The following is a 26,251-nucleotide window of genomic DNA, read 5'->3' on the forward strand; positions in this document are numbered from 1 at the left end:
GCAACCGCGCAGCCGGCCCGCCGGAGGGAAGTGATCCGCCAGGGGCGCAGTGGGGCTCATGGCGAGAGCACATCCAGGCCGCTACCGCTGCGCAGCGGCATGCCGGAGCCATCGCGCACCCAGGGCAGCACGGTGAACTGGCGTGCGGTCGACAGCGGACTGTCCAGGCCGGACGGATCGCGCACCTGCAGGCGCAGGAAGTACTGGCCGGGGCCGAGGTTGGCGGCCTGCCATGCGGGCTGGTTCACACGGGTGTCCAGCACCGGGTGCTCGGCCTCGGGTGTACGGGCCACGACAATGCGCCAGCTCTGGCCGGGCTCGCCCTGCCAGTGCATGGTGGGCACGCCAGCGGCGGTGTTCCACTGCAGCGCGGCCGCATCGGGCACGGCGGGGCGCGGGATGGCACGAAAATCCTGGGGCGCGGAAAACGGACCTTGGTCCGTCTGGCCGTTGTCCAGCGTGCGGATGCTGGCGGTGCGCCAGTGGTAGTTGCCTGCGGCGAGGTCGGTGGTCTGCAGCGCGCAGCCTTCACGCACCACCCGGTCTTGCAGCGGGACGCTGAAATCCTGGCCGGCGGCCGCAATCTGGATGCGGTAGGCGGACACGCCATGCACCGGCGTGCAGCGCAGGTCCACACCATCGGTGGGCAGTTGGGCGGCGGGCTCTGTCTGGTAGAGCGGTGGCACCGGGTGGGCCTTGACCTTCAGCGGCCCCTGGGCGGGCAGACCGGGAATGCCATGGCCGTCCATGGCCTGCACGCGCAGGAAATAGCTGCCATCCGGCACGGCGGCAAAGCGGGCCTTGTCGCCGGTAAAGCGGCCATTGCGCAGCACCTGCTGGCCGGCCGCATCCTGTGTGACTTGCACCACATAGCCTGCACCCTGGGTGGGGGCCGGCAAGGGGAGGTCCAGCCATTGGGCATCTTCGGCCAGGCGGGGCAACTGGCCCTGGGGCAGTGCCGGCAGCAGTGCCGCCTGGTGCAGTTGGCCGTCGGCTGTCACGGCAGCGCCGCGGCCCTTGGGTACCAGGGCACTGGCGTTGGGGGACTGGTGGGATGCCACCTGCACCGCACCCTGCTGCACGGCGGTGGCGGTGCTGCCGTCGGCCGCAAGGTAGACACCGAACTGCGTGCCGCGCACGCTGCTGGTGGCCGTGCCGGTGCGCACGTCCAGCGCCGCAGGCTGGGCCTTGTTGGGCGGAACAGTCGCTTCCACGGCGCCGTTTTGCAGCTCCACCACCGATTGCAGGCTGCCCGTGCGCCCTTTGCGGCGCAGCTGTTGCAGCAGCAGCGTGCTGTCGGCCTGCACCTTCAGCAGCGAGCCGTCGGCCAGGCGCACGCTGACAAAGGCATCGGGCGCCACATGCAGGCGGCTGCCTTCGGGCAGCTGCTGGCCCGGGGTGAGTGCGGATTCGCCGGCCGATCCGGTGTGCGACGGCGGCGGCAGCACGGTCACCCGGCCCTGCAAATAGTCTACCGAGGCCGTGGCCATGCGCAGCAGGTGGTTGGGAATCTCCAGCACCGAGCCCGGCTGCAGGCGGTAGGGACTGCCGACCTGGTTGTGCCGTTGCAACAGCTGCCATTGGCTGGCGTCACCCAGGTAGTGGCGGGCCAGCTGTTCCAGCGTATCGCCGGTGTGGATGCGGTGGCGCGTCACCCCGGTGGCCGAGGAGGCGGCAGTCTGTGCCTGGGCGCTGCAGGCCAGGGTGAGAAGAATGCAGGCGGCGGCGCTGGGCCACAAAGGTGCAGGACGGAGAAAGTGCATAGGCATACAGCATGCAAGCCTGCAGGAAAAAGCCGATAGCCGCAAGTTGCTGGAGGTGGGGCTAGGAGGCCAGGTCCAGATCGGTGGGCGTGGTGCAGCCCAGTGCATCCAGCCGGTAGCCCAGGCCGTAGACGGCCGAGATGGCGTACTCCTGGCCGGGGCGCAGGCGCAGCACCTGGCGCAGGCGCGAGACATGGGTGTCCAGCGTGCGCGACAGCACTTCGGAGTTCTGCCCCCAGACGGCTTCGCGCAGATGGTCGCGCGACATCAGCCGGCCCTGGTTCTGGAACAGCAGCACGGCCAGCGCGAATTCCCGGTGCGTGAGCACCACGGACTGGTCGTGGAACTCGGCCGTGAAGGTGGACTGGGTGAAGCGGTAGGGACCGAACTCCAGCACATCCTCTTGGGCCTGCGGGTAGGCGCGGCGCAGCAGCGCGGCAATGCGTGCCTGCAGCTCGGCCACGCGGATGGGCTTGACGATGAAATCATCGGCCCCGCAGTTCAGGCCTTCGACCAGATCGCGCTCTTCGCTGCGGTGGGTGATGAACACGATGGGCAGGGTGGCCGGCAGGTGCTCGCGCGCCCAGCGCACGACTTCGGGGCCGGAGAGGTCGGGCACTTCCCAGTCCACCAGCAGCAGATCGAAGCTCTCGCGGCGCAGATCCTGCACAAAGCTAGCTCCGCTGTGGTGCAGACGGCACAGGTGGCCCGCCTGGCGCACCACCTGGTCGATCAGCTCCAGTTGCAGTGGGTCGTCGTCAAGAACTGCGATACGCATAGTGGTGGGGCCTCCCTGGTGTTTGCGTGGATTGTCTCAAACCTGGCGTGGCGGGCAGTGCACCCGGGTCATTCCGCCTGGGCGGCAGCGTGGAGCTGCTGCAGGGCGGCGGTGATGTCGGCCTCCTGCACGCCGTCCAGCGGCTGCAGATGGCTGCGCACGGCCTCCAGTGCGGCGGCACCTTCCTGCTGCAGGCGGGCGATGTGCTGGCCGGCCTCGCGGGGCTGGGCAAAGCCGGTGCTCTGCAGCAGCACCTGGCCGCTGGCGGTGGTGAGCTTGAAATAGAACTGGCCGTCTTTCTCGCGGTATTGCTTGAACACCGGCAGTGCGGCCTTGTCGGCCTTGGCCGCCTTCTGGCTGGTCTGTGTCATGCCAGTCAGCGTGCGCAGGCCCACGGCGGCGCGCAGGCGCTGCAGCAGCGGGCGGCTGAGGGCGCGGGCACGTTCGGCACCGGCCTGCAGCACGGCTTCCACCTTTTCGGGGTGGGCCATCAGGTCTTCGTACCGGGCGCGCATGGGGGTGATTTCGCGCTCGATGCACTCGTACAGCTTCTGCTTGGCATCGCCCCAGCTGATGCCGTCGGCGTAGGCCTGGCGCATGGCGGCGGTCTCTTCGGCCGTAGCAAAGGCCTGGTACATCTGGAACAGGGCCGAGCCTTCGACTTCCTTGGGTTCACCCGGTGCACGCGAGTCGGTCACGATGGAGCCGATCAGCTTCTTCAGCTGGGCAGGGGGCGTGAACAGGGGGATGGTGTTGTCGTAGCTCTTGCTCATCTTGCGGCCGTCCAGACCGGCCAGCAGGGCCACGCTGTCTTCCACGGCCGCTTCGGGCAGGGTGAAGTGCTCGCCATACAGGTGGTTGAAGCTGGACGCCATGTCGCGCGCCATTTCGATGTGCTGCACTTGGTCGCGGCCCACGGGGACCTTGTGGGCGTTGAAGGCCAGGATGTCGGCCGCCATCAGCACTGGGTACATGAACAGGCCGGCCGTCACGCCGTCATCTGGCTCGGTGCCGGCGGCGGTGTTCTTGTCCACGGCCGCCTTGTAGGCGTGGGCGCGGTTGAGCAGCCCCTTGCCGGTCACGCAGGTGAGGAACCAGGTCAGCTCGGGGATCTCGGGCACATCGGACTGGCGGTAGAAGGTCACATGGGACGGGTCCAGGCCGGCAGCCAGCCAGCTGGCGGCGATTTCCAGCGTGGAGCGCTGCACGCGGTCCGGATCCTGGCATTTGATCAGTGCGTGGTAGTCGGCCAGGAAGTAGAAGTTCTCCACATTCGGGGCGCGGCTGGCGGCAATGGCGGGGCGCATCATGCCGGCGTAGTTGCCCAGGTGGGGGGTGCCGGACGGGGTGATGCCGGTGAGGAAACGGGTAATGGCTTGTGTCATGGTGCAGACAGTCTCAGGCCGTGGAGCGCCGGTGGGCGCTCCACGCAAAGGAAAAAATGGATCAGGCGAGCCAGCGGGTCAAAGGGGTGAGTATCCAGTCCAGGGCTTCGTAGCCCCAGGCCATCAGCGGACGCAGCCACCAGGTGCCGACAAAGCCGAAGAGGACCAGACCCAGAACAATGAAGAAGCCGAACGGCTCGATGCGCGAAAACTGGTAGGCCAGCCTGGAAGGCAGCAGGCCCGCCAGAATGCGGCCACCGTCCAGCGGCGGCAGCGGGAACAGGTTGAAGGCCCACATCACCAGATTGGTCAGGATGCCGGCGCGGGCCATTTCCAGGAAGAAGCGTTCCTGGATGCCCGACACCACCAGCACGATCAGCAGCACCGCCCACAGGATGGCCTGCAGGAAGTTGGCCGCCGGGCCGGCCAGCGCCACCCAAATCATGTCGCGCTTGGGGTGGCGCAGGCGGCTGAAGTCCACCGGCACCGGTTTGGCATATCCGAACAGAAACGCGCCCGAGGTGGAAAAGTACAGCAGCAGCGGCATCAGGATGGTGCCGATGGGGTCGATGTGCTTGAGGGGGTTGAGCGTCACCCGGCCCAGGATGGTGGCCGTGGGATCACCGAAATGGCGGGCCACGTAGCCATGGGCGGCCTCGTGCACCGTGATGGCGAACAGCACGGGCAGGGCATAGATCAGAACGGTTTGCAGGAGTTCGGTGGCGTCCACAGTGTCAGCGCAGTCGAGGTATGAAAGAAGGCAAGGTGAGGTTATAGCCCCAAAGCCTGGAGGCTGCCCTGTCCCTGGCGCACCAGCTCTGCATCGCCGCCGCTGTACATGGGGGTGAGGTCCAGCACCGTGGTGGGTTCCATGGGGCAGGCGCCGGCATCCACGATGCCGTCCAGCAGCTTGTCAAAGCGCGCACGGATCTCGTCCGGGTCATTCAATGGTTCGGTCTCGCCGGGTGCAATCAGCGTGGTGCCCAGCAGTGGCTCGCCGTGCAGCTCCAGCAGCATCTGCAGGCCTTTGCGGTCGGGCACGCGCAGGCCGATGGTCTTGCGTGACGGGTGGCTCACGCGGCGCGGCACTTCCTTGGTGGCATCCAGGATGAAGGTGTAGGGGCCTGGCGTGGCCAGCTTCATCAGCCGGTACTGGCGGTTGTCCACGCGGGCGTAGTTGGCCAGCTCCGACAGGTCACGACACAGCAGTGTCAGGTGGTGCTTGTCATTGATCTGGCGGATGCGGCGCAGACGGTCCACGGCGTTCTTGTCGTCCAGGTGGCAGACCAGGGCATAGCTGGAATCGGTGGGGACGGCCAGGATGCCGCCGCCGCGCAACAGGTTGGTCGCCTGCTGCAGCAAGCGGGGCTGGGGGTCCACCGGGTGGATTTCGAAGTACTGGGCCATGGGGCTGGTTTCCTGGTAGCGGTGCCGGGCGTCAGTGCGCGCGGTGGGGGGCGGGCTGGATGCGGTCTGCCAGCAGCTCCCAGACGGGATTCAGCCTGCGGGGCAGTGCGGGCAGGGTCCCCAGGGCAATGCGGGATTCTGCCGGGCTGTGGAAGTCGCTGCCGCGCGAGGCGTGCAAGCCCCATTCGCGGGCGCATTCGGCGTAGCGCAGGGCTTCTGCGGCGGAGTGGCCGCCGCAGGTGACTTCGATGCCCTGGCCGCCGCAGGTCTTGAATTCGTCCAGCAGCGCATGCTCCAGCGTGCCGCCCAGAGCGTAGCGGGCCGGGTGGGCCATCACCGCCACGCCGCGGGCGGCGGTGATCCACTGCACGGCTTCGGCCACGCCGGCCCAGCGCTGGGGCACAAAGCCGGGCTTGCCCTCGGTCAGAAAGCGCTGGAACACCTCGGTCACATCGGCGCAGATGCCTGCATCCACCAGAAAGCGGGCGAAATGGGTGCGCGAAATCAGATCGGGGTTGCCCACATAGCGCAACGCGCCTGCGTAGGCATCGGGGATGCCGGCCAGTGCCAGCTGGTGTCCCATTTCCTGAGCCCGTGGGCCCCGGCTGTGGCGCAAGGCGTGCAAACCTTGCTGCAATGGCCCATCTGCGCAGTCAAAGCCCAGGCCCACGATATGGATGGTGTGGCCGGCATAGCTGGCCGAAATCTCCACCCCCGTGAGGTAGTCCAGGCCCTGGGCATGTGCGGCCTGGCAGGCTGCGGTCTGCCCGGCCAGCTCGTCGTGGTCGGTCAGTGACCACAGGTCCACGCCGCCCTGGCGCGCACGGGCCGCCAGTTCGGCAGGCGCCAGCGTGCCATCCGAGAAGGTGGAGTGGCAATGGAGATCGGCATTCAGATAGGGGGTGGGCACGCGGACATTGTAAAAGTCTGGCCGCTCCAGCGCAGTGGCCTGAGAAAAGCAGGGGAGAACCGCGCTGGCTGGCCGGGAGCACCTGCCCTGTGCAATGCGGTTTGGAGTGCATCAAACCCTGTGTTTATTGGCCGCTTAGGGGGGGGGGAGCGGATGGATACTTTGCTGGCGGTTGCTGGGGCGTGGCCCATGCCTGCGCCGTTGCTGGAGGGGCTCAAGCCTGTTTGCACCATGAAAATCCAAAATCTTTCCGTGGCCCAGAAGATCTGGGTGATGCTGACGGTGGTGATTGCCGCGTTGCTGTGCCTGGGCGGCGTGCTGATCTATGCACTGGGCAAGAATGACGAGAACATTCGCCAGCAGGTGATCGACTATGACCAGCGTATCCGCCTGGCGGAAAAATGGAGCGGCATCACCGAGCTGGCCGTCAGCAGCGTGACGGCGGCCGCCCAGTCTTCCGAGCCGGACATGATCAAGATGCTGGTCGAGCGCACGCAGACGGAAGCCAACCGCGCCAGCGAAGTGCAGCGGGAGCTGGAGGCACGGCTGTCGTCGGAAGAAGGCCGCGCACAGCTGGCTCGCATCCAGGACACCCGGACCAAGGTGCTGTCCCTGAACAAACAGCTGGCGGACCTGCGGGGGGCGGGCGACACCGAGCAGGCCAACCGGGTCATGAAGCAGGAATTTCTTCCGGCGGTCGACGTGTACAGACAGACGCAGCAGGACATGGTCAAGCTGCAGGAAACGCTGCGCGACCGCATCGTGACCGACGGAAATACCTTGCGCCAGCAAGCACTGTGGATTGCCGCGGGGGTGACGGCGCTGGTGCTGTTGCTGGCACTGGGCCTGTCGCGCGGCATGATCCGCCAGGTGACGCTGCCGCTGGATCGGGCGGTGGCGCTGACCCGCCGCATTGCCGACGGCGACCTGACGGTGGAAGCGCATGACGAGCGCAAGGACGAACTGGGCCTGCTGCTGCGCAGCCTGTCCGAGATGAGCCACAAGCTGCGCGCGGTGGTGGGCGAGGTGCGCAGCGGGGTGGAGTCGGTGTCGGCAGCGTCCAGCCAGATTGCCACCGGCAACCAGGACCTGTCGGCCCGTACCGAACAGACTGCGGCCAACCTGGAAGAAACTGCTGCCAGCATGGAAGAGCTGACGTCCACCGTGACGCAATCGTCCGAGACCGCCCGCCAGGCCAACCAGCTGGCCGGCATGGCCGCCCAGGCGGCCGAGCGGGGCGGCTCGGTGGTGCAGCAGGTGGTGCATTCCATGCAGCAGATCACCGACAGCAGCCGCCGCATCAGCGACATCATCGGCGTGATCGACGGCATCGCCTTCCAGACCAATATCCTGGCGCTGAACGCGGCGGTGGAAGCGGCCCGTGCCGGTGAGCAGGGCCGGGGCTTTGCCGTGGTGGCCGGGGAAGTGCGTTCCCTGGCCGGCCGCAGCGCCGAAGCCGCCAAGGAAATCAAGGCCCTGATCACCACCAGCGTGAGCAATGTGGAATCGGGCTCGCAGCAGGTGGAACAGGCCGGCCAGAGCATGCAGGAGATCGTGCAGAGCGTGCGCCGTGTCAGTGATCTGATTGGCGAAATCACCGCCGCCTCGCTGGAACAGCGTGACGGTATCGGCCAGGTCAACAGCGCCATTGGCAACCTGGACCAGATGACACAGCAGAACGCGGCGCTGGTGGAAGAGTCCACGGCCGCGGCTACGGCGATGCGCGAACAGGCCCAGCGCCTGGAGCAGGTGGTGGCGGTGTTCAACGTGGGCCAGGAAAGCCTGGGGCGCAGCGCTGCCGCGCCGCGCCTGGCGCCCGCCCCCACGGCGGCACCGCGCAAGGCCCCTGCGCCTGTGGCCAAACCCGTATCCGGCGGTGTGGCGGCGCCGCGCAAAACCCTGGCGCCGGCGTCTTCCCCTGCGGCAGCGGCAGCCAAGCCCGCCGCCGCCTTGCCGTCCAAGCCACAGACGGTGGCCGCCACCACGGCGGATGACGACTGGGAAACCTTTTAATTCGCTCCACGGAACAGGCACGAGCACGGGCATATACCGTGCTGTGCCGGGTCTTCAAACAAAAAGCCCTGTGCAGATGCCTGCACAGGGCTTTTTTCATAGACCGGCGATCAGCAGCATAAGGGCGATGCAGCAGGCCGCCTGAAGGGCAGGGTGCAGACCGTGTTCAGCACTCCGCGCCTTCAATCAGAAACTGCACCTTGCGCTCGCCGCGCCATTCGTTGATGTCCAGGCGGAAGGCCATGTACACCCGCTCGGGCACCGGCTCGGTGCGGCCAAACCAGATGCCATCCACCACATCGCCCTGGTGGCGCAGCTGCAGCTTCAGGTGCTTCTCACCCACCAGGCGCTGGGAGACCACTTCCACTTCCTCGCTGAACGTGGGGTGGGCAAAGCCCTGGCCCCAGACATCGAGGTTCAGGCGTTCCACCATCTCGGCCTGGCGGAATTCGGGGCGCAGCGGGCCATCGGTTTCCACGCAGCGCGTCAGCGTGGCGGCGTCCAGCCATTCCTGGGCCACCCGGGAAAAGGCCTGCTCGAAGGTTTCAAAGCCTTCTTCGGGAATGGTGCAGCCGGCCGCCATGGCATGGCCGCCAAAGCGCAGCAGCAGGCCGGGGTGGCGCTTGCCCACCAGATCCAGCGCATCGCGCAGGTGAAAACCGGGGATGGAGCGGCCGGAGCCCTTGAGTTCGTGCTCCTTGCCGGGCGCCTGGCTGGCGGCAAACACAAACGTGGGTCGGTGCAGGCGGTCCTTGACGCGCGAGGCCACGATGCCGACCACGCCTTCGTGAAAGTCCGGATCGAACACGCTCACGGCCGGTGGCGGAAGGATGCCGTCCTCGAACAGTTCATCGGCCAGGGCAAAGGCCTGCTGGCGCATGCCGCCTTCGATCTCCTGGCGCTCGCGGTTGATGCTGTTGAGCTGGCGTGCCAGTGTCAGCGCGTGCTCGTAGTTGTCGGTGGTCAGGCATTCGATGCCGATGGTCATGTCCGCCAGACGGCCTGCGGCGTTGATGCGCGGGCCCAGTGCAAAGCCGAAGTCGGATGTGGCGGCCTGCTGGAACTCCCGGCCGGCCGCTTCGTACAGTGCGCGGATGCCGGCCTGCATATGGCCTTTGCGGATGCGCTGCAGCCCCTGGGCGACCAGGCGGCGGTTGTTGGCGTCCAGCTTGACCACATCGGCCACCGTGCCCAGGGCCACCAGGGGCAGCAAGGTGTCCAGCTTGGGCTGGTTGCCGGCATCGAAGACGCCGCGCGCGCGCAGCTCGCTGCGCAGGGCCAGCAGCACGTAGAACATCACGCCCACGCCGGCCAAAGCCTTGCTGGCAAAACCGCAGCCGGGCTGGTTGGGGTTGACCATGGCGTGGGGCTGGGGCAGCTGTTCGCCTGGCAGGTGGTGGTCGGTCACCACCACCGTCAGGCCCAGGGCGGTGGCGGCGGCCACGCCGTCGATGCTGCCGATGCCGTTGTCCACGGTCACCAGCACGTCGGCACCTTTGTCCTTGACGCGGCGGGCAATGGGTGCGGACAGGCCATAGCCGTCCACCACACGGTCCGGCACCTCATAGCTGACCTGGCGCGCGCCCAGCATGCGCAGGCCGCGCACGGCCACGGCGCAGGCGGTGGCGCCGTCGCAGTCATAGTCGGCCACGATGCACAGGTGCTGCTGCTGCGCAATGGCATCGGCCAGCACGCGGGCGGCCTGTTCCACGCCCAGCAGGGTGGATGGCGGCAGCAGCTTGCCCAGGGCGGGGTCCAGCTCGTCGGCCGAGCACACGCCGCGTGCGACATACAGGCGCGCCCACAGCGGGTGCACGCCGGCGGCTACCAGCTGTTGCACGCTGGCTTCGGGAATCTCTTTGGCAATGATTTTCATAGCGCTTCACGCACGCTGCTAAAGCGCTGGGGCTTCAAGATGCTCTGGATGCGCTGGCCCAGGCTGCGGGGCCCCGTGGTGAAGCTGCGTGCGCTGCGTTCACCGCACAGGGCCAGGGTGGCGGTGCCTCCGCTGTGCAGATGGTGCAGCAGATCGGCCATGGGGCCGGCGTCGAGGTCCGCCCAGGCTTGCAACCAGCTGTCGTGGCTGCCGGTCAGCGCGGGCACGCGCAACTGCTCCCAGACCTCCGGGTTGGGGCTGGTGACCGGTGCACGCGAAGCGGGCAGGGCGCCGGCGCCATACAGCCAGAAGGCGTTGACGGGCAACTGGCCGCGTTCGGCACGCCGGTCGTTGAAGGCATGGGTGTAGAGCAGCATCTGCACTTCGCTGTGCAGGCGCTGCAGCGTGCGGTTCTGTCCGGCATCGGGCTGCCAGTGGCGTACGTCGCGCAGCAGCACGCGGTCCAGTGCGGCCGATTGCAGCGCCTGCAAGGCCGGGCCATGCACCAGCCAGCGGTCCGGGCGCTCGTAGTGCAGGTGAAAGCCGTCCTCGGCAAGCCAGGGCGACAACAGGGCCAGCAGGGCGCGGGAATCGGCTTCGTCCAGCTGCAGATCGGCCGGGTTGTCCATGCGGATCTGGTCGGCGCCGGCGGTCCAGTGGCAGGGGCTCATGAAGGCCCAGGCCCCGCCGGCCGTGCCGCCTTGGGCGCAGTCGGGCCTGCTGGCGGCGGCCAGTGCGGCCCAGGGCAGGCTGATGTTGCGTGTGGCCGCCAGGTCGGCCCAGCCGCGCCACAGGGCGGCCATGCGCTCGTGCGGGGGGCTGAGGTCGTCCTCGTCGCCCGACAGGGTGTCGGCGGCGGCCAGCCGGGCCAGCACTGCGTCCAGCTGCGGCAGTTTCAGCGGCTGGCCCTGGTATTGCCAGTCCACGCCGGTCATGGCAGCGTAGGGGATCAGCACCTGGCGGTGGCCGGCGGTGGCAGCGGCGACGCCGGTGTGGGGAAACGGGAGCGAGGGGACGGACATGGCCGCTATTGTCGGCCAAGGGCCGGGGACGTGCCGCGCCGGCACCGGCATCTCCCTGGTTCCGGGCGGCCGTGCCCACCGCGGCACGGTGCGGTGCTTCTGGTAGTCAGTGGCCTGGCAAGGGGATGGGTCCCAGGATTTGTGCAGGTCCAGCATCGCCCATTGCGTGCCCTGTCTGTCTCAGGGGTGGCGGCAGCGCAGGGCCGCTGGCAGTAGCATCCAGCTCTCCCTCCATTGCCTTGCGCCGCGCTGCCTGCCATGACCTCTCCCGTGCCCGATACCCCCAGTGCCACGGCGGCGCCGTGCGCACCCGCGTCGCCCGCCGCCATGTTCTGGGCGTTTTCCTTGCTGGCGCTGCAGGGCTTTGGCGGCGTGATGGCGGTGATCCAGCGCGAGATGGTGGAACGCCGCCGCTGGATGACGCAGGAAGAGTTCCTGCAGGACTGGGCCGCAGCCCAGGTGTTTCCGGGGCCGAATGTGGTCAACCTCTGCATCATGTTCGGTGAACGCCACTTTGGCTTGCGCGGCGCACTGGCGGCCATTGCGGGCATGTTGCTGGCGCCCACTGTGCTGGTGTTGGCGCTGGGCAGCCTCTACATCCAATGGGCCGACCACCCGGCGGTGGCGGGGGCGCTGCGTGGCATGGGGGCGGTGGCGGCCGGGCTGGTGCTGGGCACGGGCATCAAGCTGTCGGCCGGGTTGGTGGGCCATCCGCTGGCGCTGTGGTTCGGCTGGCTGCTGGCGGCAGCCGCGTTCGCCATGATGGTGTGGCTGCAATGGCCGTTGTGGTGGGTGCTGCCGGTGGTCGGCGGTGCCGGTTGCTGGCTGACCTGGAGAAAGCTCGCAGCATGACGACAGGACTGACCCCTCTGGTGCTGGATGCGGCCGGCTGGCTGCAGCTGCTGGCCTATTTCCTGTCCTTGTCGCTGCTGTCGGTGGGCGGTGCCATGGCTACGGCGCCCGATATGTACCGCCATGTGGTGGATGGCAAAGGCTGGCTGTCCGGCGACCAGTTCTCCACCTCGATCTCGATCGCCCAGGCGGCGCCGGGCCCCAACATCATGTACGTGGCCCTGCTGGGCTGGAACATCGGCCTGAATGCGGTGGGCGCGGACCGGGGCGCCATCACCTGGCTGGCGGCGCTGGGCGGCTGCCTGGCCTGCATGCTGGGCATGCTGCTGCCCAGTTCCATCCTGGTGTGGACCAGCACGCGCTGGATGCGGCAGAACCGCCATCGCCGCTCGGTGCGGGCCTTCCGCCTGGGCATGGTGCCGCTGGTGGTGGGGCTGGTGCTGGCCACGGGGTGGATCCTGGCGGCACGCGACACCGGCGCCCTGCACCGCTGGGTGCCCTGGCTGATTGCCGCCACCACCACGCTGCTGGTGTGGAAGACGCGTGTGCACCTGTTGTGGATGCTGGGCGCGGGCGCCTTGCTGGGCGCGCTGGGCTGGATCTAGCCGCCGGACGCTGACCGGCCCCGGTGCGCGCGGGCCGTCACAGGTCGTCACAAGCCTGCCAAGACCGGCACGGTTCTGGGCTTGTGCCGGCAATGCCACAATGCGGCCACCATGCAATTTCCCTATGAACTGGCTTTGGGCTGGCGCTACACGCGCGCCGGCCGCGCCACGCGGCGTAACGGTTTTATCTCGTTCATCTCTGGCGTGTCCATGCTGGGCATCGCGCTTGGCGTTGCGGCGCTGATCATTGTGCTGAGCGTGATGAACGGTTTTCAGAAAGAAGTGCGCGACCGCATGCTCAGCGTGGTCTCGCACATCGAGATTTTCGCCCCCGATGGCTCGGCGCTGCCCGATGTGAATCGCACCATGGCCGAGGCCAAGTCCAACCCGGCAGTGGTCGGGGCTGCGCCCTTTGTCGCCGCCCAGGCGCTGCTGGCGCGTGGCGAGGACATGAAGGGCGCCCTGGTGCGCGGCATTGACCCGGCCCACGAAGGCGAGGTCACGGATGTGGCCACGCACAATGCGCCTGCCCTGGCCACGCTGACCTCCGGCAGCTTCCACGTAGTGCTGGGGGTGGAACTGGCCCGGTCGCTGGGCGTGCGCGTGGGCGATGTGGTCACGCTGATCGCGCCGGGCGGCCAGGTCACGCCGGCCGGCGTGGTGCCTCGCCTCAAGCAGATGACGGTGTCGGGCACCTTCGACTCCGGCCACTACGAATACGACTCTTCCATGGCCATGCTGCACTACGAGGATGCGCAGCGCCTGTTCCGCCTGGAAGGGCCCACCGGCATTCGCCTGAAGCTGCAGGATCTGCACGCCGCGCCCGCAGTGGCGCGCGAGCTGGTCAACACGCTGAGCGACCACCTGTTCATCCGGGACTGGACGCAGCAGAACAAGACCTGGTTTGCTGCCGTGCAGGTGGAAAAACGCATGATGTTCATCATCCTGACCCTGATCGTGGCCGTGGCCGCATTCAATCTGGTGTCGACGCTGGTGATGACGGTGACCGATAAGCGCGCTGACATCGCCATCCTGCGCACCTTGGGCGCCTCTCCCTCGTCCATCATGGGCATCTTCATGGTGCAAGGCGCCATGGTGGGGGTGATCGGAACCTTTGGCGGCCTGGCACTGGGCCTGCTGGTGGCGCTGAACATCGACGTCATCGTGCCGGCCATCGAACATTTGCTGGGCGCCAGTTTCCTGCCCAAGGACATCTACCTGATCAGCAAGATGCCCAGCGATCCGCAAAGCAGCGACATCGTGCCCATCGGCATCATCTCCCTGATCCTGGCCTTCGTGGCCACCATCTACCCCAGCTGGCGGGCCAGCCGCGTGAACCCGGCGGAGGCCCTGCGTTATGAATAAGCAAGTCGTGTTGGAAGCCCGCGGACTGGGCAAGCGTTTTACCGAAGGCAAGCTGGATGTGCATGTGCTGCGCGGTGTGGACCTGACGGTGCATGCCGGCGAGACGCTGGCCATCGTCGGCGCCTCAGGCTCGGGCAAGAGCACGCTGCTGCATCTGCTGGGCGGGCTGGATGCCCCCAGCACCGGCAGCGTGCAGCTGATGGGCCAGCCGCTGCACCAGCTCAGCCCGCAAAAGCAGGGCGCACTGCGCAACCGCCATCTGGGCTTCATCTACCAGTTCCACCACCTGCTGCCGGAATTCACCGCACAGGAGAATGTGGGCATGCCGCTGCGCATCCGCCGCATGGACAAGGGCCAGACCATGGAGCAGGCTGCGCAGATGCTGGCGGCCGTGGGGCTGTCGCCCCGGCTGGAGCACCGCCCGGCCGAACTGTCCGGCGGCGAGCGCCAGCGCGTGGCCATTGCCCGGGCCCTGGTCACCCAGCCCGCGTGCGTGCTGGCGGACGAACCCACCGGCAACCTGGACCGTTCCACCGCCGACAGCGTGTTCGCCCTGATGCTGGAGCTGGCGCGCAGCCATGGCACGGCATTTGTGCTGGTCACCCACGATGAAACCCTCGCAGCACGCTGCGACCGCGTGGTGCGCCTGGTGCAAGGCCAGCTGCAGTAAGCGCCGCCCGCACCACCCGCGGTACACCGTTGTTCCGCCGTGCCGTACGCGGTGTACGGCCTGCGGCTTGCGGCCTCGTGCCGCGTCTTGGTCCTCAAGCTGCGGTCAACTGGGGCGTGTCCACGGCTCTGAGCGTGCTGCCTGCCGGCCGGGCCATGGGCCGCGCGGACAGTTGTGCCACAGGGCCTGGGGCGACCTGCCGGTCCTGATGCTCCTGGTTGCTGAGGGCGTCGCTCAGGCTGCGCAACTGGGCAGACTGGGCGATGGCATGGCTGGCCACATTGCCCAGGATGCTGCTGACCTCGCGCGAGGCCTGGACAATGCCTTCCATGGTGTCGCCGGCGCGCTGCACCAGCTCCGCCCCACGTGCCACCTGCGCATTGGAGGTCTGGATCAGCTGCTTGATTTCCTTGGCGGCCGTGGCGCTGCGCCCGGCCAGGGAGCGCACCTCGCTGGCCACCACGGCAAAACCCCGGCCCTGCTCGCCGGCGCGGGCGGCTTCCACGGCGGCGTTCAGCGCCAGGATATTGGTCTGGAAAGTGATGGCATCCATCAGGCCGATGATGTCGGCGATGCGCAGCGCTCCGCTGCGGATCTGCTCCATGGTCTGCACCACGTCGCGCATGGTGCTGCCGCCGGTCTCCGCGATGGCGCTGGCGTTCTGTGCCAGCTGGTTGGCCTGGTGGGTGTGCTCGGCGCTGTGGCCCAGCTCCTGCACCGCGGTGCGCAGTGTCAGGGCAGCGGTGTGGCTGCGGGTGATGTCGGTGGCGTACTTCACCACCTTGAACGGTCGGCCGTTGGCGTCCAGGATGGGGTTGTAGCTGGCCTCGATCCAGATGGGCTTGCCGTTCTTGCCCATGCGCTGGTACTGGCCGGCATCATGCCTGCCCTGCGCCAGGCGCTCCCAGAACGTGCGGTAGGCCGGGCTTTGGGCCTCGCCAGGGGGCATGAAGATGCGGTGGTGCTTGCCGACAATCTCTGACAGCGCGTAGCCCGTGGTGCGCAAGAACAGCTCGTTGGCGTGCAGGATGGTGCCGTCCAGCGCAAACTCGATGATGGCCTGCACCTTGGAGATGGCCGCCAGTTGGCCCTGCGCATCGGCCTCGCGTTCCTGCTGCTGGGTGATGTCGGTGGCGTATTTCACCACCTTGTAGGGTTTGCCGTGGGCGTCGTAGATGGGGCTGTAGCAGGCCTGCAGCCAGACTTCACGCCCGCCCTTGGCCAGCCGGCAGTAGCGGCCGGTTTCGGCTTCGCCCTGGGCCAGGCGGCGCCAGAAGTCGGCATAGGCCGGGCTGGCCGCATAGGCAGGCTCCACAAACATGCGGTGGTGCTGGTGCAGCACTTCGGCCAGGGTGTAACCGGTGCAGCGCAGAAAGTTGTCGTTGGCCTGGAGGATCTGGCCTTGCAGGTTGAATTCGATCACGGCCTGCGACTTGTGGATGGCTTGCAACTGCCCGTCCAGTTCCCGCTGCTGCCGGCGTTTCCAATCAAAAAATGGCATGGCTGCTTCCGGTGGTGCTTGGGCTGTCAATGCTCCAGGCGTACGGATCGGTATGCAAGGGCCTGGGCATGCCCAGTAGCTTTTATGCGGCAAAAAACCGGCCATGCAGGGAATAAAGTGCCCCGGCGGCAACCGTTGGCGGCGGTGCGCCGGATGGGCGGTGGCATCATCCCGGCCATGTCTTGCTGGATCGACACCCATTGCCACCTGGATGCACCGGAGTTCGACGCCGACCGCGATGCCGTGCGCGCTGCCGCCCGCGCGCGGGGCGTGGAGCACATCGTCATGCCCGCTGTGGAGCGCGCCCACTGGAGCGGCGCGATTGCCCTGGCCCAGCGCCATGGCGACAGCTACGCCCTGGGCATCCACCCGCTGTACACGCCACGTGCACAGGAGGCGGACATCGCCGCGCTGCGCGCCGTGCTGGCCGAGCGCCAGGGCGATCCGCAGCTGGTGGCAGTGGGCGAGATCGGGCTGGACTTCTTTGTCCCCGGCCTGGACCACGAGCGCCAGATCTGGTTCTACGAACAGCAAATCCAGCTGGCCCGCACTTTCGGTCTGCCGGTGATCCTGCATGTGCGCAAAAGCAGTGACCGCCTGCTCAAGACCCTGCGTGCCACGCCTGTGGTGGGCGGCATTGCCCATGCCTTCAATGGCAGCGCCCAGCAGGCGCAGGCCTTCATCGATCTGGGCTTCAAACTGGGATTTGGTGGCGCCATCACCTATGACCGTGCGCTCAGGCTGCGCGAGCTGGCGGTCACACTGCCCCTGGAGAGCATCGTGCTGGAAACCGATGCGCCCGATATTCCGCCGCACTGGCTCTACACCACGGCCGAGCAGCGTGCTGCCGGCCAGCCGCAGGGGCGTAACACCAGCGCTGAGTTGCCGCGCATCGCCCAGGAGATCGCCCTGCTGCGGGGGATGCCGCTGCCAGCGCTGCAGACAGCCACCACCGCCAATGCGCGCGCAGCCCTGCGCGGCTTGCCTGCCTGCCCTGCAGACTGAAGCCACTGGCACCGCAGGCGCCATGTCTGGTGGGGGCGCAGGCCGCAGTCCACAGGCGCCCGTGGTCAGGCACCGGCCCATGCCTGTACCTGTGCAATAACCGCGCCCCGGCGTGCGACATGCATTGCCCGCACAATCGCGGCCATGCCGTCTGCCACCGTGCCCGCTTCTTCCACCGCCCAGCGCCTGCAGGGCCTGCCCCCGGTGGCCGATGCACGTACACGGCTGGTGGTGCTGGGCAGTTTTCCGGGCGTGGCCTCGCTGCAGGCCCGGCAGTATTACGGCCACCCGCGCAACCAGTTTTGGCCCATCTTGCAGCGGTTGTGGCCGCAGTATCCGCAGCCGGACCGCGCTGATTACGCCGGCCGCTGCGAATGGCTGCTGGCGCGCGGACTGGGCCTGTGGGATGTGTATGCCAGCTGCGAACGCCAGGGCAGCCTGGACAGCGCCATCCGCCACCCGCAGGTGAATGATTTTGCGGCGCTAAGGCAGCGCTGCCCGCAACTGGTGGCTGTTGCGCACAACGGGGGCGAAAGCGCCAAGCATGCCCGCGCCCTGCATGGCCTGGGCTTGCAGGTGCACCAGCTGCCTTCCACCAGCCCGGCCAATGCCAGCTGGAGCATGGAGCGCAAGCTGCAGGCCTGGCAGCAGGTGATGGCCGCCCATGGATTGTTGGACAAGGATTGAAGAACGTGGCTTCCCGCAAGAAACCGGCCGCAAGTGCCACTGTGAACGAGCTGCCCGAAGTCAGCGTCTCGGACGATGGCGTCTCGCGCTATCTGCACCTGGGAACGCCCTGGGTGCAAGGATCGATGAAGCTCAAGGAGCCGTTCGAGATCGATCTGGAATACGTGCAGCGCATGATGGCCTGGCTGCTGTTTGTGCCGCCCGAAAGCGTGGCCAGCCGCCAGGCGCTGCAGCTGGGCCTGGGTGCGGCGGCGCTGACCAAGTTCCACCACAAGAAACTGCGCATGCCGACCACCGCTATCGAGCTGAACCCCCAGGTGGTGAACATCTGCCGCAGCTGGTTCAAGCTGCCGCCGGACAGCGACAGCCTGCGTGTGGTGCTGGGCGATGCCGCAGTGGAAATCCGCCGTCCCGAATGGCAGGGCAAGGTCGATGCGCTGCAGGTGGATCTGTACGACCACAACGCCGCCGCACCGGTGCTGGACAGTGAGGACTTCTATGCCGATTGCCGCAACAGCCTGACGCCGGAAGGTTGCATGACGGTGAACCTGTTCGGCCGCATGAGCAGCTACCAGGCCAGCCTGGACAAGATCAGTGCCGTGTTCGGGGCGGAGAACGTGTGGGCCTTTCGCCCCACACGCGAAGGCAACACCGTGGTGCTGGCGCAGCGCGTGGCCAGCCGTCCTTCGCGCGAGCAGCTCCAATCCCGGGCCGAGTCGGTGCAGGCGCGCTGGGATCTCCCGGCCACCAAATGGCTCAAGGTGCTCAAGCCGGTACAGGAATCGGTGACCAGCGGCTGAGGCGCAAGCTGGGCAGGCCCTCAAGTTTTCCGGCGACCTGCCGATGACCAGAGCATGAACCTGTCCATCTCTTCCTCCAGCTCCTCGGTGAGCACCTCATCGTCCGCCAACGTGGGGGCCCAGATCCAGCGTTTGCAGCAGCAGATCAAGGATACGCAGCAAAAGCTCAAAGAGTTGGCCACCAGCGACATGGATGCGGAAACCAAGCAGCGCATGTCCGACCTGCTGCAAGTCCAACTCCAGGCGCTGCAAGCTCAGATCGAGGCACTGCAGCGTCAGCAGGCGCAGCAGGCCCAGGACGCGGCGGCACGCAAGCAGGCTGCTGCGCAGGGTGCAGATGCCGCGACAGCACAGAAGCCCGCCAGCCCGGGACGCATCGACGTCTACGTCTGACGGCGCTGGCAGGCCAGGCTTTCTGTAGGGCGTGTGCCGGTGTCTGCGACGCCGCCTTTGAGGGCCCTGTAGCCCGCAATGCTCGACCACACGTGCCCGCATGGCCCGCCTGCGGGCACTTCCGCATGTCGGGTTGGCAGGCGGGGCGCAGGTGTGGACTGGGGGCTGGCGCCCCAGAAACATGGCGCGCCGCCAGGCCTACACAGCGGCAGGAGCCTGTTGCGCGTGGCACGGGAGGAGAGGGGGCAGAGGATGCAGACAGTTCCCCTCCTTGCCGGAAATGGTCACCCCACGCCCCCACGAGACCTAAGCAGTGTGCAGTGTTTGCGGGTTAACCCGTGATTCACACGAAGTACCCAAGGGTTAACGCTGAGATATGGGGTGGTTGCCAGGGAAATCAAGGCCGTTGGTAGGTGGAATCCACATCAAATCACCTACGCTTTGCTTACAGAATCCACCGGTCGTTAATCCCTCGCAGGAGACGTTTTCGTGAAAATCAAGAGTCAAAAAGACTTTTTTGCAGGTCTGATGTATTTGGCAGTCGGTGGCGCTTTTGCCATCGGTGCCACCGAATACAACATCGGCACCGGTGCGCGCATGGGCCCGGGCTACTTTCCGTTGATCCTGGGTGTGATCCTGGCCTTCATTGGCCTGGTCATCGCCTTCAAGGCCACCGTCAAAGGCCCCGATGATGGGGACCCGATTGGCAAGTGGGCCTGGAAACAGGTGTTCTTCATTTTGGCAGCCAACTTTGCCTTCGGCATTCTGCTGGTGGGCGTGCCTGCACTGGGGATCCCCGGTCTGGGTCTGATGGTCGCCATCATTGCCTTGGTGCTGATTGCCAGTATCGCTGGTTACTCCTTCAATCTGAAGGAAGTGATCGGCCTGGCGCTGGTGCTGGCTGTGGGCAGCTATGTGGTGTTCGTGTGGGCGTTGAACCTGCAGTTCCCGGTGTGGCCGACCTTTATTACCGGCTGATCGCGGGAGAGATAGAACATGGAACTCTTTGACAACTTAGCTCTTGGTTTTGGCGTTGCATTTACCGCCCAGAACCTGTTGTACGCGCTGATCGGTTGCGTGCTGGGTACCCTGATCGGTATCTTGCCGGGCCTGGGCCCTGTGGCGACCATCGCCATGCTGCTGCCCGCGACCTACTCGCTGCCTCCCGTGGCTGCGCTGATCATGCTGGCCGGCATCTACTACGGTGCCCAGTACGGTGGTTCGACCACGGCCATTTTGGTGAACTTGCCGGGTGAGTCTTCGTCCGTGGTGACGATGATCGACGGCTACCAGATGGCGCGCAAGGGGCGTGCGGGTCCTGCACTGGCCGCTGCCGGTATCGGTTCGTTCTTCGCAGGCTGCGTGGGCACCATCATCTTGGCTGCCTTTGCGCCTCCGCTGACGGAAATCGCCTTCAAGTTCGGCCCTGCTGAATACTTCTCGCTGATGATCCTGGGCCTGATCGGCGCCGTGGTGCTGGCTTCCGGCTCCCTGTTGAAGGCTGTGGGCATGATCGTGCTGGGTCTGCTGTTCGGCATGATCGGTACCGACGTGAACTCCGGCGTGGCACGTTATAGCTTTGACATCCCCGAGCTGACCGACGGCATCGACTTCGTGGTGATCGCCATGGGCGTGTTCGGTTACGGTGAAATCATCGCCAACCTGTCCAAGCCCGACGACGAGCGCGAAGTGTTCACTGCCAAGGTCAAGGGCCTGATGCCCACCAAGGAAGACTTCAAGCTGATGCTGCCCGCCATGATCCGTGGCACGGTGCTGGGTTCGGCCCTGGGTATCCTGCCTGGCGGCGGCGCCATGCTGTCGGCCTTCGCTTCGTACACCATCGAAAAGAAGACCAAGCTGCGTCCGGGCGAAGTGCCCTTCGGCCAAGGCAATATCCGTGGCGTGACGGCGCCTGAGTCGGCCAACAACGCCGGTTCGCAGACCTCGTTCATTCCGCTGCTGACCCTGGGTATCCCCCCCAACGCCGTGATGGCGCTGATGGCGGGTGCCATGACCATCCACAACATCCAGCCTGGCCCCCAGGTGATGACCAGCAACCCCGAACTGTTCTGGGGCCTGATCGCCTCGATGTGGATCGGTAACGCCATGCTGATCATCTTGAACCTGCCGATGATCGGCATGTGGATCAAGCTGCTGTCCGTGCCTTACCGCTGGCTGTTCCCCGCCATCGTGCTGTTCTGCGCAGTGGGCGTGTACGGCACGAAGAACTCCGAGTTCGACGTCTGGATGGTGGGTATCTTCGGTTTCATCGGCTATGTGTTCTACAAGCTGGGTACCGAACCTGCTCCGCTGCTGCTGGGCTTCATCCTGGGCCCGATGATGGAAGAAAACCTGCGCCGCGCCCTGCTGCTGTCGCGTGGTGACTGGTCGGTCTTCGTGACCCGCCCCATCTCTGCCGTGATGCTGGCTCTGGCTGTGCTGCTGTTGATCATCGTGACGCTGCCCGCAGTGAAGAACAAGCGCGAAGAAGCCTTCGTGGAAGAGTGACGCCCCGGCGACGCGTTTTCTACGTATCTGCAAAAAAAGCACCTTCGGGTGCTTTTTTTGTGTTCATTTGCCGACAAACAGACGGTTTTATACGGGTTTCTTTGGATTGCGAACAAGTGCAACTGAATGTTTTTAGAATCGGATTCCATCGGCACACCCGAGCGAAAGACGGGGTCGCAAAGCCATGGGCCTACGGCAGTTTGTCAGGGTTGCCAGGTTGCTTCTCTTGCATGGGCTGCGGTCCTCCGCTGCGTGGGGGTGTCATCTATCGCACTGTCGCTGGGATGGTGCTTCATATGAGGCAAGAGGGTCTGGATGAGCGTTTTGAATATGCGGGTCTCCCACAAACTGTGGGCCACCATCGTCGCGTTGCTGGTGCTGGTGTTGGGCGTGGGGGGGCTGCTGCAGTACAAGGCCAATGCGCTGATGGGCAGCACCGTCGGCACGGTGCAGCGCTATGAAGCCAACATCTCTGCCGCTCTGCGCTGGCAGGGCGCCATCCTCAAGAGCCTGGAGACGGCCACAGCCGCCATCGCGACCAGCGAACCCCATGTGGAGGACCTGTTCAACCTGCGCCTGAATGACGGCCGCGCCATGATTGCCGATGCGCGCAAGGCGGTGGAGCAGGGCTTGCAGACCGAGGCCGACCGTGAGGGGCTGGCCGCCGTGGTGCGGGAGGCCGACAAGGTGGCTGCGATCATGCAGCAGCTGGACAGCGTGCGGCAGTCGGAGTCCTTCTCGGCCCGCACCGACTTTGCCCGCCAGGATTACCTGCCGGCCGCCGAAAAATACGCGGCCAGCCTGAACGATTTCGTGGTGCTGCAGGAGCGCCAGCGCGATGCAGGTATCGCCCAGGCCCAGGCTGAACAGCAGACCCTGGCCGTCGCCGGTGCGGTTACGGTGGTGGTACTGGCTTTGGTGCTGGTGCTGGTCATGCGCAAGATCATCCACACTATCACCCAACCGCTGGAGCATGCGGTGCAGGTGGCGGAATCCATCGGCAACGGCGACCTGACGGTCCAGGCCAAGGTGGAGCGCAAGGATGAATTCGGCCATCTGCTGAATGCACTGGACCGCATGGCCGTGCGTCTGCGCGCGGTGGTGGGCGAGGTGCGCAGCGGGGTGGAGTCGGTGTCGGCAGCGTCCAGCCAGATTGCCACCGGCAACCAGGACCTGTCGGCCCGTACCGAACAGACTGCGGCCAACCTGGAAGAAACTGCTGCCAGCATGGAAGAGCTGACGTCCACCGTGACGCAATCGTCCGAGACCGCCCGCCAGGCCAACCAGCTGGCCGGCATGGCCGCCCAGGCGGCCGAGCGGGGCGGCTCGGTGGTGCAGCAGGTGGTGCATTCCATGCAGCAGATCACCGACAGCAGCCGCCGCATCAGCGACATCATCGGCGTGATCGACGGCATCGCCTTCCAGACCAATATCCTGGCGCTGAACGCGGCGGTGGAAGCGGCCCGTGCCGGTGAGCAGGGTCGGGGCTTTGCCGTGGTGGCCGGGGAAGTGCGTTCCCTGGCCGGCCGCAGCGCCGAAGCCGCCAAGGAAATCAAGGCCCTGATCACCACCAGCGTGAGCAATGTGGAATCGGGCTCGCAACAGGTGGAGCAGGCCGGCCAGAGCATGCAGGAGATCGTGCAGAGCGTGCGCCGGGTGACGGACCTGATCGGTGAGATCACCGCGGCCTCGACCGAGCAGCGCGACGGCATTGGCCAGGTGAACCAGGCGGTGAGCAACCTGGACCAGATGACACAGCAGAACGCGGCGTTGGTGGAGGAATCCACTGCAGCGGCCACGGCGATGCGCGAACAGGCCCAGCGCCTGGAGCAGGTGGTGGCGGTGTTCAATGTGGGCCAGGACAGCCAGGTGCGCAGCGTTGCGGCATCGCGCCCGGCCGCTGCGGCACCCGTGGCGGTGGCTGCGCCCCGCGCGCAGGCACCTGCGGCGCGCCCTGCCGCCGTGGCAGCCCCTAAGGCCAAGCCCGCCGCTGCGGCGGCAGCGGTACCTGCGTTGGCGCAGTCGCCTGCAGCCAAGTCCGATGGCGGTGCGCTGCGTCGCCCTGGTGTGGCCCACTCCGCGACGGCGGACGATGGGGACTGGGAAAGCTTCTAAGCCAGAGCTCCTCAGCCTGCGCGGCGGGATGGCCGCGCAGCAGCCTCGTCATGCCCAGCCTGGGTGCATGGCGGGGGCCGGCAGCCGCTGGGTGTGGGCTGCCGGGTACAAACCCGCAGAAACTGGGCTGCTGCCTGCACAATAGCGGCAGTTTCTTGAGGTTTGCATGCCTGTTCCGCTCCAGCCCGTACCCCATCCGCAGCGCACGCTGCTGCACAACGAGATCCATGCCCGTCCGGCCGAGCCTATTCATGCGCCGGCGGCCATCACCCATGTGGTCATGCTCACCGACCCCGCCCAGCGCGAGGCCAGCCGTGCGCACCTGGCGGCGCTGATGCGCGACCACCACCAGACCGGACCCGACCGGGAGACCACCCATCTGCGGGTGGACCTGGGGACCTTTCGTCTGCGCTGGGAGCTGCACACCGAATTCGTCACCTGGACTTTCATGGTGCCGCTGGAGCCCGGCGTGCCGCTGGATACGCGCACACCGCCGACGGCCATCGAACAGGTGCCCCAGGCCTGGTTTGCCAAGCTGCCCGGCCTGTGCCTGAGCAGTGTCCACCTGTGGATCGTCAAGGACGCGCAGTGTGCGGGCCAGGGCATTAAGGGCCTGGTGCTGCAGATGCTGAATGAAGACACGCTGGCCGGGTCCGTGGTGCATGTGGGTCACACGGAAGTGTGTACCGACTTTGCCATCCATGCCGACGGGTATTCACGCATGCTGGTCAAGCCGTCCGATCACATCAGCGCACGCCGTCTGGGGCGCCTGGTGCAGCGGCTGCTGGAGATCGAAACCTACCGCATGTCGGCTTTGCTGGGCCTGCCTGTGGCACGCCATGCCGCAGCGGTGCTGGCCACGGCCGAAAAGGAGCTGGCCGATCTGGCCCAGGCCATCCGCGAGGCGGACCGCGAGTCCGAGCCGGTGCTGCTGGACCGGCTGACCCGGCTGGCAGGCCAGGTGGAGAGCGAGTACGCCGCGACCCATTCGCGCTTTTCGGCCAGCCGTGCCTACTTTGAACTGGTGGACAAGCGCATCCATGACCTGAACGAGCAGCGCCTGTCGGGCTTGCTGACCATCCACGAGTTCATGGACCGCCGGCTGTCACCTGCACGCAGCACCTGCGAATGGGCCACGCACCGCCAGAACGCGCTGTCGCAGCGGGTGTCGCGCGTCAGCAACCTGCTGCGCACGCGGGTGGAGATCGAGCAGCAGCAAAGCAACCAGGCCATCCTGGGCACCATGAACGACCGCCAGGGCATGCAGCTCAAGCTGCAGTCCACGGTGGAAGGCCTGTCCGTGGCCGCCATCACCTACTACATCACCGGCCTGATTGCGTACCTGGCCAAGGGGGCGCAGAAGCTGGGCTGGCCGCTGTCGCCTGAAATTTCGGCGGCCGTGGCCATTCCTGTGGTGGCCTTCAGCGTCTGGTGGTCGCTGCGCCGTCTGCACCACAAGCTGTTCAACGGCAAGCACTGACGCACGGTCTGCAGGGCTGCCGCTGTTGCACGGCGGCGCGCCTGTGGTGGCCATAGACGCTGGCGTGCATGGCGTGGGCGGTCTTGTTCACCCACGTCGGCGCGCCTGTGCCGGCAGTGGAAGAATGCACTCGGCAAGGCGCTGCAACCGGCAGCGTCTGTGGCTGAGGAATGTGAGTGAAAAGTGTCTTCTGAGCAGGCTTTATCTGCACCCGCAGTTTCCAAAGGGATAGCGGGCGGGCTGCTGCTGGCCACGCTGGGGGCGGTTGCCTTCAGCGGCAAGGCCATCATTGTCAAACTGGGTTACCGCTACGGGGCCGATGCCGTGCTGCTGCTGATGCTGCGAATGCTGTTCGCGCTGCCGTTGTTTCTGGCCATGGCTTGGTGGGCCGGCCGGGGCAAGCCGCCCCTGTCGCGCCGCGACTGGTGGGGTGTGGTGGGCCTGGGGTTCTGCGGCTATTACCTGTCCAGCTACCTGGATTTTGCCGGGCTGCAGTACATCACCGCCTCGCTGGAGCGGCTGATCCTGTACCTCAACCCCACGCTGGTGGTGGTGTTCGGCTGGGTGGTCTACAAGCGCGCCATCACCTGGGTCCAGCTGGCCGGCATGGGCCTGAGCTACTGTGGCGTGCTGCTGGTCTTCGGCCATGAACTGGGCGCCCAGGGCAGCCACGCGGCCTGGGGGGCCTTCCTGGTGCTGGCCAGTGCCGTCAGCTATGCCGTCTATCTGATCTACAGCGGCGAGATGGTGCGCCGCCTGGGCTCGCTGCGCCTGGTGGGTCTGGCCACCAGCGTGGCCTGCCTGTTCTGCATTGCCCAGTACTTCGTGGTGCGCGATGTGGCCAGCCTGCAGGCCGTGCCGCACGAAGTGCTGTGGCTGTCGCTGCTCAATGCGCTGCTGTGCACGGCCGCCCCGGTGCTGATGGTGATGATGGCCATCGAACGCATCGGCCCGGGCCTGACGGCGCAGACCGGCATGATCGGTCCGCTGTCCACCATCTTGATGGGGGTGTGGCTGCTGGACGAAGACTTCAACCGCTGGATGCTGGCGGGAACGGTGTTGGTGGTGGGCGGCATCTTGCTGTTCACCCGCATGGCCCGCAAGCCGCAAGGCTGA

At 66.5% G+C, this 26,251-nt stretch carries 23 protein-coding genes and 1 riboswitch; of the genes, 14 read left to right on the top strand and 9 right to left on the bottom strand.

From position 1 onward, the window contains the following. Positions 1-56: 56 nt before the first annotated feature. The 6 genes from CT3_RS04260 to CT3_RS04285 form a co-directional block, all read right to left on the bottom strand. Positions 57-1,763, bottom strand: a complete 1,707-nt coding sequence (locus CT3_RS04260; RefSeq protein WP_172591859.1) for a FecR family protein — start codon at positions 1,761-1,763, stop codon at positions 57-59. Between the two features lie 61 nt (positions 1,764-1,824). After that, a complete protein-coding gene (locus CT3_RS04265; RefSeq protein ID WP_066540763.1) occupies positions 1,825-2,541 on the bottom strand; it encodes a response regulator transcription factor in 717 nt (238 codons plus the stop codon). Positions 2,542-2,609: 68 nt separating this feature from the next. After that, complete coding sequence (locus tag CT3_RS04270; RefSeq protein ID WP_066540766.1) at positions 2,610-3,926, bottom strand: tryptophan--tRNA ligase; 1,317 nt, start codon at positions 3,924-3,926, stop codon at positions 2,610-2,612. A gap of 61 nt (positions 3,927-3,987) precedes the next feature. After that, positions 3,988-4,656 (bottom strand): site-2 protease family protein, encoded by a 669-nt coding sequence (locus tag CT3_RS04275; RefSeq protein ID WP_066540769.1) that lies wholly within the window; start codon positions 4,654-4,656, stop codon positions 3,988-3,990. A 41-nt stretch (positions 4,657-4,697) separates the two neighbouring features. Continuing rightward, positions 4,698-5,333: an L-threonylcarbamoyladenylate synthase gene (locus CT3_RS04280; RefSeq protein WP_066540774.1), complete on the bottom strand. Its 636-nt coding sequence runs from the start codon at positions 5,331-5,333 to the stop codon at positions 4,698-4,700. Positions 5,334-5,364: 31 nt separating this feature from the next. Then, complete coding sequence (locus tag CT3_RS04285) at positions 5,365-6,243, bottom strand: PHP domain-containing protein (RefSeq protein ID WP_066540776.1); 879 nt, start codon at positions 6,241-6,243, stop codon at positions 5,365-5,367. 231 nt (positions 6,244-6,474) lie between these two features. On the opposite strand from CT3_RS04285, the gene CT3_RS04290 reads away from it, so the two are divergent. Then, a complete protein-coding gene (locus tag CT3_RS04290; protein WP_141891723.1) occupies positions 6,475-8,256 on the top strand; it encodes a methyl-accepting chemotaxis protein in 1,782 nt (593 codons plus the stop codon). Positions 8,257-8,422: 166 nt separating this feature from the next. Here the strand turns inward: CT3_RS04290 and recJ are convergent, their stop codons facing one another. Together recJ and CT3_RS04300 are read right to left on the bottom strand one after the other, a co-directional pair. After that, positions 8,423-10,132 (bottom strand): single-stranded-DNA-specific exonuclease RecJ, encoded by a 1,710-nt coding sequence (recJ, locus tag CT3_RS04295; protein WP_066542048.1) that lies wholly within the window; start codon positions 10,130-10,132, stop codon positions 8,423-8,425. Next, positions 10,129-11,154, bottom strand: a complete 1,026-nt coding sequence (locus tag CT3_RS04300) for a phosphoglycerate mutase (RefSeq protein ID WP_227657855.1) — start codon at positions 11,152-11,154, stop codon at positions 10,129-10,131. Before CT3_RS04300 ends, recJ begins: the two co-directional genes overlap by 4 nt. A 258-nt stretch (positions 11,155-11,412) precedes the next feature. Between CT3_RS04300 and CT3_RS04305 the strand changes: the two genes are divergently transcribed. The 4 genes from CT3_RS04305 to lolD all read left to right on the top strand — a co-directional run bounded on the left by CT3_RS04305 (position 11,413) and on the right by lolD (position 14,646). Continuing rightward, positions 11,413-12,006, top strand: coding sequence for a chromate transporter (locus CT3_RS04305; protein WP_066542046.1), 594 nt, complete (start codon positions 11,413-11,415; stop codon positions 12,004-12,006). Beyond that, positions 12,003-12,611 carry a chromate transporter gene (locus CT3_RS04310; RefSeq protein ID WP_066542044.1) on the top strand — a complete coding sequence of 203 codons (609 nt, stop codon included), beginning with the start codon at positions 12,003-12,005 and terminating at the stop codon, positions 12,609-12,611. Before CT3_RS04305 ends, CT3_RS04310 begins: the two co-directional genes overlap by 4 nt. Positions 12,612-12,722: 111 nt before the next feature. After that, positions 12,723-13,976, top strand: a complete 1,254-nt coding sequence (locus CT3_RS04315; protein WP_066542042.1) for a lipoprotein-releasing ABC transporter permease subunit — start codon at positions 12,723-12,725, stop codon at positions 13,974-13,976. Further along, positions 13,969-14,646, top strand: a complete 678-nt coding sequence (lolD, locus tag CT3_RS04320; protein WP_066542038.1) for a lipoprotein-releasing ABC transporter ATP-binding protein LolD — start codon at positions 13,969-13,971, stop codon at positions 14,644-14,646. The genes CT3_RS04315 and lolD overlap by 8 nt, the downstream gene beginning before the upstream one ends. A gap of 94 nt (positions 14,647-14,740) precedes the next feature. On the opposite strand, the gene CT3_RS21560 is transcribed toward lolD, so the two are convergent. Next, complete coding sequence (locus tag CT3_RS21560; RefSeq protein ID WP_083520673.1) at positions 14,741-16,147, bottom strand: methyl-accepting chemotaxis protein; 1,407 nt, start codon at positions 16,145-16,147, stop codon at positions 14,741-14,743. 177 nt (positions 16,148-16,324) lie between these two features. Here CT3_RS21560 and CT3_RS04330 point away from each other — a divergent pair, with 177 nt between their 5' ends. From CT3_RS04330 to CT3_RS04370, 9 genes are all read left to right on the top strand, one after another. Beyond that, positions 16,325-17,152, top strand: a complete 828-nt coding sequence (locus tag CT3_RS04330) for a TatD family hydrolase (RefSeq protein WP_066542052.1) — start codon at positions 16,325-16,327, stop codon at positions 17,150-17,152. 144 nt (positions 17,153-17,296) lie between these two features. Further along, positions 17,297-17,839: a DNA-deoxyinosine glycosylase gene (locus CT3_RS04335; RefSeq protein ID WP_066542036.1), complete on the top strand. Its 543-nt coding sequence runs from the start codon at positions 17,297-17,299 to the stop codon at positions 17,837-17,839. Between the two features lie 5 nt (positions 17,840-17,844). Continuing rightward, entirely contained in the window at positions 17,845-18,639 is a 795-nt protein-coding gene (locus tag CT3_RS04340) for a class I SAM-dependent methyltransferase (protein WP_066542050.1), read from the top strand. A 54-nt stretch (positions 18,640-18,693) separates the two neighbouring features. Beyond that, positions 18,694-19,032: a FlxA-like family protein gene (locus CT3_RS04345; protein ID WP_066542027.1), complete on the top strand. Its 339-nt coding sequence runs from the start codon at positions 18,694-18,696 to the stop codon at positions 19,030-19,032. A 489-nt stretch (positions 19,033-19,521) separates the two neighbouring features. Next, positions 19,522-20,010, top strand: coding sequence for a tripartite tricarboxylate transporter TctB family protein (locus CT3_RS04350; RefSeq protein ID WP_066542026.1), 489 nt, complete (start codon positions 19,522-19,524; stop codon positions 20,008-20,010). An 18-nt stretch (positions 20,011-20,028) separates the two neighbouring features. Beyond that, complete coding sequence (locus CT3_RS04355) at positions 20,029-21,540, top strand: tripartite tricarboxylate transporter permease (protein ID WP_066542025.1); 1,512 nt, start codon at positions 20,029-20,031, stop codon at positions 21,538-21,540. 140 nt (positions 21,541-21,680) lie between these two features. Then, a riboswitch (cyclic di-GMP riboswitch) is annotated at positions 21,681-21,765 on the top strand. A gap of 90 nt (positions 21,766-21,855) precedes the next feature. Further along, complete coding sequence (locus CT3_RS04360) at positions 21,856-23,655, top strand: methyl-accepting chemotaxis protein (RefSeq protein ID WP_098066076.1); 1,800 nt, start codon at positions 21,856-21,858, stop codon at positions 23,653-23,655. 166 nt (positions 23,656-23,821) lie between these two features. Then, positions 23,822-25,135, top strand: a complete 1,314-nt coding sequence (locus tag CT3_RS04365; protein WP_066539834.1) for a DUF3422 family protein — start codon at positions 23,822-23,824, stop codon at positions 25,133-25,135. 183 nt (positions 25,136-25,318) lie between these two features. Continuing rightward, entirely contained in the window at positions 25,319-26,251 is a 933-nt protein-coding gene (locus CT3_RS04370; protein WP_066539831.1) for a DMT family transporter, read from the top strand.

The sequence above is a fragment of the Comamonas terrigena NBRC 13299 genome (assembly GCF_006740045.1).
Lineage (GTDB): Bacteria > Pseudomonadota > Gammaproteobacteria > Burkholderiales > Burkholderiaceae_C > Comamonas > Comamonas terrigena.